Here is a 13,082-nt window from a genome sequence, read left to right as displayed (position 1 = left end):
TAGAGTATCATCCCTAATTATTGACAAAGATGTAATTTTGAATAGTGACAATTAAATGAAGCTAAACTTTTATATTTTAGTTCTTATTCTTCCGATATTCTTGTATTCACAAGAAAAAGTCGAAGGCATGGTCATGGAGGCCAATCCAGAAAACAAACACATCGGACTTCCCGGAGCCAACGTGTACTGGATGAATTCCCAGATCGGTACGATAACGAACGAAGAAGGATTGTTCGGCATTCCCTATTCGAAGGACTACGACAAATTGATTATCAGTTATGTCGGTTTTGAATCCGATACTTTGACGATCAAAGAGCCGAAAATGGTTCACCACTCGTTAAAACCTTCGAACGAACTGAATGAAGTGGTCGTTGAAAAAAGAGGGATGCAGTTCAGAAAGCCTATTTCAGCACCCAGAATGTCATTACAGTGAATAGTGCCGAATTGCTAAAGGCGGCCTGCTGTAATCTTTCGGAGAGCTTCGAGACCAATCCCGCCATCGACGTTAATTTTAATGATGCACTTACCGGCACCAAACAGATTCAGATGTTGGGTTTGACGAGTCCGTATTTGTTGATTACGCAAGAGAACATACCCATGGTTCGTGGTGCTTCGCAGGCCTACGGATTGACCTTTACGCCCGGCACTTGGGTCGAAAGCATTCAGATTACAAAAGGTGCAGGTAGTGTTGTGAACGGGTACGAAAGTATATCAGGACAGATAAACACCGAATTGGTAAAACCGTTGACCGACAATACTGTTTTTATAAATGGATATGCGAACCAAAACGGCAGGCTAGAACTCAATACACATTTAAATCATGTTTTGAGCGATACCTGGAGTTCGGGACTTTATATTCATGGAAACAGACGAGATCAAAAAGAAGATGGTAACGGCGATGGATTTTTAGATGCGCCATTGGCCGATCAGATCAATGTTCTGAACCGTTGGCAGTATCAAAATCTCGAAACGGGGTGGGTAAGTTTTATCAACTTCAGGTTTCTGAACGATGAGAAACAGGTCGGGCAAGTTGATTTTGATCCAAATCTAGATAAGTTTACTACAGATGCTTGGGGAAGCGAAATAGACACAAGAAGGTTCGATACCTCCATAAAACTGGGTTATGTTTTTCCAGAGCTGCCTTTTCAGAGTTTTGGTTTTCAAGCTTCGTATAGCATCCACAAACAAGATTCGTATTATGGTTTTAGACGATATGATATCGACCATGAAAGTGTGTATTCGAATCTTATCTTCAATAGCATCATCGGCGATACCCGAAATAAGTTCAAAACAGGGGTCACTTTTGCCTACGATGGTTATGCCGAGTTGGTCAATAATCAAAACTTTGCCAGGCAAGATGCCTCGGCAGGGGCGTTTTTTGAATACAGCTATGAGAATCTTGAAAAATTAAGCCTAACCGCGGGCCTTAGAGTAGATACCCATAACAGACTGGGCACTTTTATTACCCCAAGATTCCATATTCGATATACCCCGTGGGAAATGGGAAGCCTGCGAGGGTCTTTCGGAAGAGGTAGGAGGGCGGCCAATATATTTGCCGAGAACCAGCAGCTGTTCGCTTCGTCGCGAAGCATCCAAATTTTGGACACCGAAGGAAGCATTTACGGTCTTGACCCAGAAGATGCATGGAATTACGGCCTAAGCTTTTTACAGGGATTCACCTTTCTGGACCGCCCTGGAAACATTACCTTGGATTTCTACAAGACCGATTTTATCAACCAGGTCGTAGTTGATTGGGAAAACCCAAGGGCAATTTCCTTTTATAATTTGGAGGGAAAGAGTTATGCCAATAGTTTTCAGTTGGAAGTAAATCATCAAATATTGAAGAATCTCGAGCTCCGTACGGCTTATAAGTATTATGATGTAACCACTGATTACCGTTCGGGAAGTTTACAAAAACCCTTGCAGGCGCAGCATCGTTTCTTTGCCAATTTAGGTTACGAAACCGAGATTGGCGACAAAGGTTCGCAGTGGCGATTCGACTATACGCTGCATACCTTAGGGAAACAACGTTTGCCGAATACCGAAGTAAATCCGCCACAATATCGGCTAGGTGAGTATTCAGATCCGTATAGCCTTATGAATTCGCAGGTTACTAAGGTCTTTTCAGAGAAATTTGAGATTTATGTCGGTGGCGAAAATTTGACTAATTTTAAGCAACCGAATCCGGTTTTGGGGGTCGATGATCCCTTTGGCGCAAATTTTGATACCGGTATAGTATATGCCCCGATTATGGGCCGTATGTTTTATGCAGGGTTTCGATATAAATTGTGAAATAAATAGATTATAGAAAAGATATAATATGAAAAAAATTTTCTTAACATTAGCGTTGGTGATGTTTTCGTTTTCCATTTTTGCCCAAGAAAAGAACAAGAAATTGACCATGGAGGTCGATGGTAAATGCGAAATGTGCAAAAACCGAATCGAAAAGGCGGTACTTGGTATAAAGGGCGTTAAATATGCGCTTTGGGATATTCCTTCCCATCAATTGTCCTTGATTATCGATGAGCGTAAGACCGATCCCATGAAGATCAAAACAGCTCTGGTCGAGGTCGGCCATGATACCAAAGAACTGAAAGCGACCGAAGAAGCCTATGCAAAGGTACACCCCTGTTGCAAGTATCGGGAAGATGATACAAATGATAGTGATACACACTAAAAAACAGAAAACTGCGTTCTTGTGAAAACAAGTGATATGTTTTGCATTGTGGGCATATCCTTTTGGGGCAAAAACATACTATAAATTTGTTGAAAAGTGAGTTTATAAAATCTTTCCCTAAAAATTTAAACACAAGAAAAAAAACTCAATTTAATTGAAATTCTAAACATTTCAATCATGGCAACAGCAAAGAAAGCAGCCCCTAAGGCCGCCGCCAAAAAAAAAGCCGCTCCTAAAAAGGCAGTAGCTAAAAAGGCGCCAACAAAAAAGAAGTAATTCTTTATGGGTTTATAAGATAGACCTTTGAGTTGAATAAGCATACCACCTGTTATTTAGCAGGTGGTTTTCTATTTTTAGGGGATACCCAAAAATGGAGTGCTTTAGTACCAATGGACATTTATTCAAGATAGTGTAAGGATTCGTTCTGCTTCAATACTAACCTATAAGAAGCGATGTATCACAATGTGTTTTCGACCCATGCTGTCTATTTTGATATTAACCACCTTGCAACCGCTGTTTTCCCAAACATGCTGTTCGGGCGGAGTGCCTTTATCCAACAATCTGGGATTGCCCAATGAGGGAAAGGGGGCTTTTTTAGTTGGGATTAACTACGATTACAACAATCTCAATACACTGAATGCTGGCTCCAATGTATTGGATGACGATTCTCGCTTACGTATTACCAATTCCATTTTAACGAATTTGGGATATGCGATCACGGACAGAATTTCACTAGAGGCACTTTTTACTTGGGTGAACCAAACAAGGACCATTTCACAATTCGGAAACGAAAATTTTGCGGAGACTTCCGGTATCGGAGATGCCGTATTATTGGTAAAATATGCTATCCCGGAAATTTTGGGAAAACAAACGGTATTCAATATTGGGCTTGGTACAAAAGTACCTTTGGGCAAGTCGGACCTCACCACTGAAGAAGGATTTCAACTTACAGCAGACCTCCAGCCGGGTAGTGGCGCTTGGGATGTTTTGGGGTGGTCATCCTTCTCGAAAGGCCTTAACTTTAGACCTTCCGCTACCATTTCAGGTAGTTTCACCTATCGATTTACCGGAAAGAATACGGCATACCTTAATAACATGGCTGCCTATGAATTTGGTAATGTAGCACAGGCCAGTCTTGGATATACCGATCAATTTTTGTTATTCAATACCATTTTTAATCCAGGACTGGTCTTTAAATATCGAAAAGCCTTCGAAGATAAGATAGACGATTCCAATGTGCCGAACACAGGCGGACAATGGGTTTTTGCCAGACCGGAACTTACCATTTTAGTAACCCCTGACCTAAGATTGTACGCCCGTGTCGAACTCCCTTTGTATAATTATGTCGATGGAACGCAATTGACACCTACAGTACGGTCAACAGTTGGAATGTCATATACCTTTAAAAAGAAAATATCGAACGTCATAAATTAAATTGCTATGAACAAGATTTTACTATTGACTAGCTGCTTGATGCTGTTTTCGTGCAGTACTTCAAGTACCCAAGAAACGACACAAACGCCCGATGAAGTTGAGATCGAGAATACTTCACAAGAGTGGAGCATTCCAATATCCGAAGTTTTGGATGGTGGTCCGGGGAGGGATGGAATTCCCGCGCTTGAAAATCCTCCTTTTTTAGCCGCCGAAAATGTGTATCCCATATTGTTCGACGAAGATTTGGTCTTGGGGTATAAGAACGGAAACGATACCAGGGCCTACCCTCATATTATATTGGATTGGCACGAAATCATAAATGATAACATTGGGGATGTTTCTTTGGCCATCACGTATTGCCCTTTAACAGGAACAGGTATTGGTTGGAATAGGGTCATTGATGGAAATGAAACTACGTTTGGTGTCTCCGGACTTTTATACCAGACGAATCTAGTGCCTTTTGATCGTGCCACAAAAAGCAACTGGTCGCAAATTCTGAACGAATCGGTAAACGGAAGTCTTAGCGGAGAAAAAGCGGATTTAATTCAACTGGTAGAAACCGATTGGGCCACGTGGCGCGCCATGTTCCCTACTACTAAAGTTGTTAGCTTGGAAACTGATTTTGATCGAACCTATGGGGTGTATCCGTATTCAAGTTATAAGACCAACAATGATTTCTTTTTGTTCCCTACACCAAAGGATAATCGCTTGCCGTTAAAAGAGCGGGTTCACGCAATCATCGATAATGACAAAGCAAAAGCATATCGTTTCAGCAATTTTGACGATAATAATGTGTTTAAGGATACTTTTAATGGAAAAGACTATTTGATTGTCGGAAACTCAAAAGTCATCGTTTCTTTTAAACTGGATACGACTCAGAATACATCTAATTTTGAATTTATTTATAATGGTTCGGGCGAGGCCTTTGTGCAAGATGACAATGGTAACCAATGGAACATTTTTGGAGAGCTAGTTGTAGGCTCGGGCAATGCGTTGAAAGCATCTTCTTCTTTTATGGGTTATTGGTTTTCAATACCCGCATTTTATGAAACTGAAGTTTATGGTGAATAAATTAAAGTTTCCCCATATAGAAAACGCCCCAACAGTTATATCGGGGCGTTTTTGCTTCTACTTATTTGTTTATAGTGGCTTGTTACCTACATCATTCCAGGCATACCTCCACCACCGTGGGCGTGACCGCCACCGGCTGGTGCTTCCTCTTTAATGTCGGTCAATGCACATTCGGTAGTCAAAATCATTCCCGCAACCGAAGCGGCATTTTCCAATGCGATTCGAGTTACTTTTTTAGGATCGATAATACCTGCCTTAAGCATGTCAACATATTTTTCTGATTTAGCATCGTAACCAAAATCTCCTTTGCCTTCCAAAATCTTGGCTACCACAACAGAACCTTCTCCACCAGCATTGCTTACTATTGTTCTAATCGGTGATTCAATAGCCCTTGCAACGATTTGTACACCAGTTTCCTCATCCTCGTTTTCTGTTGTTACTTTAGAAAGTACCGATTTGGCCCTGAGCAATGCAACTCCTCCACCTGCTACAATGCCTTCTTCGACAGCAGCTCTTGTGGAATGTAGAGCATCGTCAACGCGATCTTTCTTTTCCTTCATTTCAACTTCAGAAGCAGCACCTACATATAGTACGGCAACGCCACCTGCCAATTTGGCCAGACGCTCTTGAAGTTTTTCCTTGTCATAATCTGAAGTGGTAGTCTCTATTTGAGATTTGATTTGATTGACACGAGTTTTGATATCTTTTTGTACTCCACCTCCATTAACAATGGTAGTATTGTCCTTGTCGATCGATACTTTTTCGCAAGTACCTAACATATCTAAAGTTGTATTTTCCAAAGAGAATCCTCTTTCTTCGGCAATGACCGTACCTTTGGTCAAGATGGCGATATCTTCTAACATCGCTTTTCTTCGATCACCAAAACCTGGGGCTTTTACGGCCGCGATTTTCAATGAACCTCTCAATTTGTTCACCACTAACGTGGCCAAGGCTTCACCGTCAACATCCTCGGCAATGATTAGCAAAGGCTTTCCTGATTGTGCTACTGGCTCCAAAACAGGAAGCAAATCTTTCATTGAAGAGATTTTCTTATCGAACAACAAAATGTACGGGTTCTCCAAGACGGCTGTCATCTTTTCAGAATCAGTCACGAAATATGGAGAAAGATAGCCTCTGTCGAACTGCATTCCCTCTACAACGTCAACATAGGTGTCTGTTCCTTTGGCTTCTTCAACAGTTATAACACCTTCTTTACCTACTTTCTCAAACGCTTGGGCGATAAGTTCACCTATAGTTTCATCGTTGTTTGATGAAATAGCGGCAACTTGTTTGATTTTTTCAGAGGAATCCCCGACTTTTTTGGCTTGTTTTGCCAAGTCGGCAACAATAGCTTCTACGGCTTTGTCAATACCTCTTTTTAAATCCATTGGGTTTGCACCGGCGGCAACGTTTTTCAAACCTTCCTTAACGATGGATTGTGCCAAAACCGTGGCTGTGGTCGTACCGTCACCGGCAAGATCGTTGGTCTTGGAAGCAACTTCCTTGACCATTTGGGCGCCCATATTCTCAAGGGCATCGGCCAATTCTATTTCTTTTGCAACGGTGACCCCATCTTTGGTCACTTGGGGTGCGCCGAATGATTTACTGATTATCACGTTACGGCCTTTAGGCCCCAAAGTAACTTTAACTGCATTGGCCAAGGCATCTACACCTCTTCTTAGGCCATCGCGGGCATCAATGTCAAATTTTATATCTTTTGCCATAATGAAATTTTATTTTAAAATTTTAAGCTCCAATTTTCAAATCCCAAATTCCAATTCTTGTATAATGGAATTTGAGTCTTGTTTTTTTGGAATTTGGATTTTGTTTTTTGGAATTTACGTCGGTTATATGATCGCGATGATATATTTCTCTTGCATCATCAGGTAGTCTTTGCCTTCCCATTTCAATTCGGTACCTCCGAATTTTTCATAGATGACTTTATCGCCTACTTTAACGGAAACTTTTTCATCTTTTGTGCCTGGTCCAACGGCAACGACTTTACCTTTTTGCGGTTTTTCTTTTGCAGTATCAGGAATGTAGATGCCGGAAGCGGTTTTGGTCTCGGCCGCCATGGGCTCAATAAGAACTCTATCCGCCAATGGTTTAATGTTAACTTTAGCCATATTGTTTAGTTTTTAATTGTTTTGAAAATTCTTGTATGCATGGACATAAATTGTGCCATTGCCCAGAAACTGACATTTTGTAAAATGAAAATGCCAGCTTGTCATTTGGGCTGGCATTTTTTATAGTATTTGTCCGATTTTTAAAGACTATCCGTTGGATCTGTTTGATCGTTGGTCGGTGCTGGAACTTCTTCGGGTACACTTTCGGGAACCGTTTCCGGTACTACCGTCTCAATATCGTCACCTTGTAATAGTTTGGAATCGGCATCGCCGAAATTACCTTTAAGGGCAATGTTCGAGGCCAATATCAGAACGACCAATAAAATGGCCAGAGTCCAAGTACTTTTATCAAGAAAATCACCTGTTTTTTTTACACCACCCACAATTTGGCTACCACCGCCGCCAAAAGAAGACGACAATCCGCCACCTTTCGGGTTTTGAACCATGATGACCAGTACCAATAGAAAGCACACTATGATGATAAGAATCAAGAATATTGAAAATGTACTCATTACTCTTCTGAATTTTCTTTTTGAATTTTTTCTACCGCTCGAATTCGGTCTGCAAAGAAACCACTTTTTTCCGGATATTTCAAACTTAAAATTTTATAAGCTTGGACTGCTTTTTTGTACTTTTTTTGTTCTAGATAGACCTTTGCCAAAGTCTCCGTCATCAATTCGTTTTTATCGAATTCCAGCGAACTTTTAATATCTACCTTTGCCGTATTCTCTTGGGGTTCGATTTTTGGGTTTTCATCCAAGAACTTGTCGATAAGCTTGAATTTTTTCTTTTTCAGAACATCCTCTTCTAATCCTGCGGCCGAGCTTTCCGAAGGCGTTCGAGCCACTTTATTTTCCTTTTCAGGGTCTCTATCTATCCTTTTTAAGGAAGTCAACTGTAGCCATTGGCCAAAAGAATGTTTTTCATTTTTTGTAAATGCCAAGGGCTTTCCTAGTTCTAAAGTTGCTTCTGCCTTTTCTTTTTCCTCGGCTATTTTTTTGTCGATCAAGGAGTCTTTTGATTTAAAAAGCTCGGGATCGAGTATGTAGTCGGCAACTTCTTTTGATTGGGGGAGTACCTTGTCATCCGTTGACTTAACGAGTTGCGTAGGTTCTTCCGCTACTTGTTCACTGTTAGCATGTTCATTCTCATTTTGAATTGCTTCTGCAATGCCGTTTTGAAGAAATTCCTTTGAAGTGATAAAATCGAAAAGTACATCTCTATCGGTTGTATAGGCTGCAGTCAGTTTTAGGGCATTATTGTATTTGAAGCTATTGCCATTTTTCAAACCTTTAAGGTGCAAGGCACGTGCGGCTTGAAAATAGGGATATTCATTTAGAACGTCTTCCAACTGTTGTGTTTGCTCGTTGGAGCTTACCTTTTCAGGATGTTGCAAAAGATATGTAAAGTCTTGTACGTTCATGTTTTTTGCTGGATGCTTTCTTTTATATTGATTTTTTGTGTATTCGAACTTTCGTATTTCGCACCTCTAACCTCGTATTTAAAATTACCAATCGGCCAATGAGGCGTTAAAGATATCTTGTGTGATACGTTCAAATATTACTTCGTGGGCTTCATCTTTTACCGAAGACAGTTGCGTAGCCGCAGGATAGTCATAAAAAAAGAAAAGCGCTGATCAAAATCTTTGGATCCATCGTCGATAGTATTATTGAAAAACCGAACTTTTACAGCTATGGACAAACGATTCTGAGCGGCTGTCTGCTGGGCCGTAGCACTCATAGGGGAGATACGGTATTCGACAATTTCACCTTCATAGACCAAATCGCCACCCTGATTGACCAAGGTGAGATTCGATTGGTCTTGAATTCTGTTTTGCAGTGCCTGTGTAAAATCTCTGTCCATTCCAGGTTCAAAAGTAGAGCCCGGACTTTGGGTCGCATAGTTCTGAAAATAGTCGACCCGAAAAGTTTTCGCAAGTCCGGGATCACCACCGGTAAAGTTATAGGCACCACAACTTGAAAGGGTCGCTAAAACCAAAAGAATGAAAAGAATATTAACGTGTTTTCTCAAAAATTCCAACTTAGATTAATTTTCCAAATTCCAAATTCCAAATGAGGACTGCCAACTGCCACTGTCAACTGCTTACTGAATTAAAGATCGTATTGTTTAATCTTACGATACAAAGTTCGTTCCGAGATTCCTAATTCGGCCGCCGCGGCCTTTCGTTTTCCGCGATTTCGTTCCAATGATTTTTTGATGAGTTCGATTTCCTTCTCGTGTAAAGATAGGGTTTCTTCTTCTTCGATTTCTTCGGCAAAATGGTATTTATCCTCTTGTGAAACATGACGAACAGGTGCTTCTGAATGGGTCGATGGAAGTTGCAATACTTCCATTGAAGAGGCATCTTCAAAAGTATCGTCGTCGACATCTTGCCCGTTGCCCCCATATATTTTTTGAATCAAACCTTCGTTTTCTTCCTGCACTTTTTCAGAATCATTATTCTTTAAAAGTTCCAAAGTCAACTTTTTCAGATCGTTGAGGTCACCTTTCATATCGAAAAGTACTTTGTACAAAATTTCGCGCTCTGTGCTAAAATCGCCTTCTTTTTTTCACCTCCGATGACGGCCGGCAAATTAGAACTACTCGCATTAGGCAAGTAGCCATTTAAGGTTGCGGCAGAAATACTACGACTTTCTTCCAGCACGGAAATCTGCTCGGCAATGTTCCTAAGTTGGCGAATGTTTCCGGGCCAGCGATATCGTAATAACAACTGTATGGCATCATCTTCCAGTCGAATCGTTGGCATTTTGTATTTCTGACCGAAATCTGAGGCAAACTTTCTGAACAGTAAATGAATATCATCTTTTCGTTCGCGAAGTGGCGGAATATTAATTTCCACGGTGCTCAACCGATAATAAAGGTCTTCCCTAAATTTTTCCTTTTTAATGGCCTCGAACATATTGATATTAGTGGCGGCCACGATGCGTACATCGGTTTTCTGAACTTGTGACGATCCAACTTTTAAAAACTCTCCATTTTCGAGCACCCGCAACAATCGAACTTGAGTGGTCAGGGGCAGTTCACCAACCTCATCCAAAAAAATGGTGCCTCCATCGGCTACTTCAAAGTAACCACTCCGGGTCTGGGTCGCACCGGTAAAAGCTCCTTTTTCGTGGCCAAAAAGTTCACTGTCGATAGTGCCTTCAGGAATCGCCCCACAGTTTACCGCAATATATTTTGCATGTTTACGGTGCGAAAGCGAATGTATGATTTTCGGGAGTGCCTCTTTACCGACCCCACTTTCACCCGTCACCAAAACGGAAATATCGGTCGGGGCCACTTGAATCGATTTTTCGATGGCGCGGTTGAGCTTGACATCGTTACCGATGATCTCAAAACGTTGTTTTATGGCTTGTATACTTTCCATTTATTTTAGTTCAATTCCATATTTTCATGAAATTTTAAACTCAGTTATTTTTGCTGTAACCAACGGCCTCTCCGATCAAGGTTGCCGAAGTACAGCTATCCATACGTACCATAACAAAATCACCGATTTTGTAGTTTTCTTTTGGGAAGACCGCAACGGTGTTCTGAGAATTCCGGCCCATGAAATGAGCACCCGATTTTTTTGACGTTCCTTCGATAAGTACTTCTTGCACTTGTCCCAAATGTTGTTCGGTACGTTCTTGGCAATGTTCGCGTTGCAGGGCGATAATCTCTGCTAATCTTCTTTTTTAGTTTCAAACGGAACGTCGTCCTCCAATTTTCTTGCCGCCATTGTGCCCGGTCTTACTGAATAGGCAAACATGAATCCGTAATCGTATTTTACATATTCCATTAAGGATAAGGTGTCTTGATGGTCTTCCTCTGTCTCCGTAGGAAATCCAGTAATCATATCCTGCGAAATGGCACAATCGGGAATTATTTTTTTAATATTATTGATAAGTTCAAAATATTCCTCCCGCGTATGCAGACGGTTCATTTCTTTCAGAATACGGTTGCTTCCGCTTTGTACGGGCAGATGAATATAGTTGCAAATATTCTCGTATTTGGCCATTGTATGAATTACATCTAAGGTCATATCCTGCGGATTGCTGGTCGAGAAACGAATACGCATTTTAGGTTGTGCCAAGGCGACCATTTCCAATAAGTTCGAAAAATCTACCGCCGTCGCTTTTTGCATTTCCGAGGCTTTGTCGAAATCTTTTTTCAATCCGCCGCCATACCAAAGGTAGCTATCGACATTTTGGCCAAGTAGGGTAATCTCTTTGAATCCCTTTTCCCAAAGATCGTTGACCTCTTCTATTATGGATTGTGGATCGCGACTACGTTCGCGTCCTCTAGTAAAGGGCACCACACAAAACGTACACATGTTATCGCAACCTCGGGTAATCGAAACAAAGGCAGTGACTCCATTCGAATTCAAACGTACAGGGGCTATATCGCCATAGGTTTCTTCTTTCGAAAGAATTACATTCACGGCATTTCGACCCTCATCGATTTCTTGTAACAGATTGGGAAGGTCTTTGTAGGCATCCGGTCCTACGACCATATCCACGATTTTTTCCTCCTCGAGTAACTTGCTTTTCAAGCGCTCTGCCATGCAGCCCAAGACACCCACTTTCATATGCGGACGTTTTTCTTTAACCGCATTGAATTTTTCAAGACGCTTGCGAACGGTCAGTTCCGCTTTTTCGCGAATCGAGCAGGTATTGACCAAGACGAGATCGGCTTCCTCCAAAATATCGGTGGTATTGAATCCTTCCCCTGCCAAAATCGAGGCAACGATTTCACTATCGGAAAAATTCATCTGGCACCCATAGCTTTCTATATACAGCTTGCGCGTGTTCTTCTCGCTATTTTGGATGGTCAGCGTCGTGCCCTGAACCGATTCGTCAATGATTTTATCCATTAATCGCCATTTTGAATGGGGTTGCAAAGATAACATTATATTCAAAATCGTGACATTATGACAGTATATTTTAGTACTATTTTAGGGTTTGCGACGTTATTCATACCTTTAATTTCCTAAATCCAACGTTATGAATTTCGATGCCGTTACCGAGAGAATACGAAGTAGTACCCATTTGGATTTCGGTTCTATTTTCAATAGAGCTATCGAATTGTTCAAAAAAGTATGGTTACAAGGGTTTGTGACCCTGTTGTTAACTTTTGTGGTCATACTGCCCTTTTATGTATTGTTCTATATTCCATTTATAGCCGCCGGAATTACCGATCCAGAAATGATGCGGACCGAAGAGTTGCCGCCGGAGGTATTCATTCCAATGCTCATCTTGGGACCTATACTTATGATTGCCGCAATGACCATCTCAATAGCCTTAAATGCTGCTTTTCTAAGAATTTGCAGACAAAAAGATTTGAATGAAAATAGTAGGGAAGATTATTTTTTCTATCTGAAGAAAGGATATCTTGGTAAAAGTATGACACTGGCTCTGCTTGTTTTCGGAATAAGTATCTTGGGTATGTTGGCCTGTGGAGTTGGCCTTATCTACGTTATGGTTCCGATTTCCATCATACCAGCTTTTTTGGCTTTTGATGAAGAACTATCGCCCATGGAAATCGTCAAGGCAGGCTTTGCTCTGGGCAACAAGAACTGGCTGGTTATTTTCGGCCTGGTATTCTTAATGGGAATTCTGGCGGAACTTGGAATACTACTATGTTGTGTCGGAATTTTGTTTACGGCGATGCTGTCCAAAATCCCTGCTTACTTCATATATAAGGATAGTATCGGTATTTCTTTTAATGCCTAAGGATACGTTCATCGAATTTTCAGCGTTTGGGCGCAACTTTTT

At 41.2% G+C, this 13,082-nt stretch carries 9 protein-coding genes and 4 pseudogenes; 5 read left to right on the top strand and 8 right to left on the bottom strand.

Annotation, left to right across the window (positions count from 1 at the left end; genetic code table 11):
• Window positions 1-55 precede the first annotated feature (55 nt).
• Window positions 56-2,292 (top strand): annotated as a pseudogene (locus N8A86_RS05410) (TonB-dependent receptor).
• 28 nt (window positions 2,293-2,320) lie between these two features.
• The gene (locus N8A86_RS05405; RefSeq protein WP_273568129.1) at window positions 2,321-2,677 is read left to right on the top strand and encodes a heavy-metal-associated domain-containing protein; all 357 of its coding nucleotides are present in this window, start codon (window positions 2,321-2,323) and stop codon (window positions 2,675-2,677) included.
• Window positions 2,678-2,802: 125 nt separating this feature from the next.
• Here N8A86_RS05405 and N8A86_RS05400 read toward each other — a convergent pair whose 3' ends face one another.
• Window positions 2,803-2,997: a hypothetical protein gene (locus N8A86_RS05400; RefSeq protein ID WP_273568128.1), complete on the bottom strand. Its 195-nt coding sequence runs from the start codon at window positions 2,995-2,997 to the stop codon at window positions 2,803-2,805.
• Window positions 2,998-3,154: 157 nt separating this feature from the next.
• Here N8A86_RS05400 and N8A86_RS05395 point away from each other — a divergent pair, with 157 nt between their 5' ends.
• Window positions 3,155-4,111 carry a hypothetical protein gene (locus N8A86_RS05395; protein WP_273568127.1) on the top strand — a complete coding sequence of 319 codons (957 nt, stop codon included), beginning with the start codon at window positions 3,155-3,157 and terminating at the stop codon, window positions 4,109-4,111.
• 6 nt (window positions 4,112-4,117) lie between these two features.
• Window positions 4,118-5,182 carry a DUF3179 domain-containing protein gene (locus N8A86_RS05390; protein WP_273568126.1) on the top strand — a complete coding sequence of 355 codons (1,065 nt, stop codon included), beginning with the start codon at window positions 4,118-4,120 and terminating at the stop codon, window positions 5,180-5,182.
• An 86-nt stretch (window positions 5,183-5,268) separates the two neighbouring features.
• Here N8A86_RS05390 and groL read toward each other — a convergent pair whose 3' ends face one another.
• The 7 genes and pseudogenes from groL to miaB all read right to left on the bottom strand — a co-directional run bounded on the left by groL (window position 5,269) and on the right by miaB (window position 12,181).
• A complete protein-coding gene (groL, locus tag N8A86_RS05385; protein WP_273568125.1) occupies window positions 5,269-6,906 on the bottom strand; it encodes a chaperonin GroEL in 1,638 nt (545 codons plus the stop codon).
• 123 nt (window positions 6,907-7,029) lie between these two features.
• Window positions 7,030-7,308: a co-chaperone GroES gene (locus tag N8A86_RS05380; RefSeq protein WP_273568124.1), complete on the bottom strand. Its 279-nt coding sequence runs from the start codon at window positions 7,306-7,308 to the stop codon at window positions 7,030-7,032.
• Between the two features lie 140 nt (window positions 7,309-7,448).
• The gene (secG, locus tag N8A86_RS05375) at window positions 7,449-7,820 is read right to left on the bottom strand and encodes a preprotein translocase subunit SecG (RefSeq protein ID WP_273568123.1); all 372 of its coding nucleotides are present in this window, start codon (window positions 7,818-7,820) and stop codon (window positions 7,449-7,451) included.
• A complete protein-coding gene (locus tag N8A86_RS05370) occupies window positions 7,820-8,731 on the bottom strand; it encodes a hypothetical protein (RefSeq protein WP_273568122.1) in 912 nt (303 codons plus the stop codon). The genes secG and N8A86_RS05370 overlap by 1 nt, the downstream gene beginning before the upstream one ends.
• Window positions 8,732-8,815: 84 nt before the next feature.
• Window positions 8,816-9,339: pseudogene (lptE, locus tag N8A86_RS05365) on the bottom strand (LPS assembly lipoprotein LptE).
• Window positions 9,340-9,419: 80 nt separating this feature from the next.
• Window positions 9,420-10,696 (bottom strand): annotated as a pseudogene (locus N8A86_RS05360) (sigma-54 interaction domain-containing protein).
• A 40-nt stretch (window positions 10,697-10,736) separates the two neighbouring features.
• A pseudogene (gene miaB, locus N8A86_RS05355) lies at window positions 10,737-12,181 on the bottom strand (tRNA (N6-isopentenyl adenosine(37)-C2)-methylthiotransferase MiaB).
• Between the two features lie 130 nt (window positions 12,182-12,311).
• Here miaB and N8A86_RS05350 point away from each other — a divergent pair.
• On the top strand, window positions 12,312-13,040 hold the full coding sequence (locus N8A86_RS05350; protein WP_273568121.1) for a hypothetical protein: 729 nt from the start codon (window positions 12,312-12,314) through the stop codon (window positions 13,038-13,040).
• The last annotated feature ends 42 nt before the right edge of the window (window positions 13,041-13,082 follow it).

This window comes from Maribacter halichondriae (assembly GCF_027474825.1).
GTDB classification, from domain to species: domain Bacteria; phylum Bacteroidota; class Bacteroidia; order Flavobacteriales; family Flavobacteriaceae; genus Meishania; species Meishania halichondriae.
Note: the sequence above shows the minus strand (reverse complement) of the source record. Positions and strands in the feature narration are given on the sequence as shown.

What these genes read in the sequence shown, in the direction of transcription:
- N8A86_RS05405 (WP_273568129.1), top strand. Translation starts at nt 2,321, where the DNA reads ATGAAAAAAATTTTCTTAACATTAGCGTTGGTGATGTTTTCGTTTTCC.
- N8A86_RS05400 (WP_273568128.1), bottom strand. Translation starts at nt 2,997, where the DNA reads ATGCTTATTCAACTCAAAGGTCTATCTTATAAACCCATAAAGAATTAC.
- N8A86_RS05395 (WP_273568127.1), top strand. Translation starts at nt 3,155, where the DNA reads ATGCTGTCTATTTTGATATTAACCACCTTGCAACCGCTGTTTTCCCAA.
- N8A86_RS05390 (WP_273568126.1), top strand. Translation starts at nt 4,118, where the DNA reads ATGAACAAGATTTTACTATTGACTAGCTGCTTGATGCTGTTTTCGTGC.
- groL (WP_273568125.1), bottom strand. Translation starts at nt 6,906, where the DNA reads ATGGCAAAAGATATAAAATTTGACATTGATGCCCGCGATGGCCTAAGA.
- N8A86_RS05380 (WP_273568124.1), bottom strand. Translation starts at nt 7,308, where the DNA reads ATGGCTAAAGTTAACATTAAACCATTGGCGGATAGAGTTCTTATTGAG.
- secG (WP_273568123.1), bottom strand. Translation starts at nt 7,820, where the DNA reads ATGAGTACATTTTCAATATTCTTGATTCTTATCATCATAGTGTGCTTT.
- N8A86_RS05370 (WP_273568122.1), bottom strand. Translation starts at nt 8,731, where the DNA reads ATGAACGTACAAGACTTTACATATCTTTTGCAACATCCTGAAAAGGTA.
- N8A86_RS05350 (WP_273568121.1), top strand. Translation starts at nt 12,312, where the DNA reads ATGAATTTCGATGCCGTTACCGAGAGAATACGAAGTAGTACCCATTTG.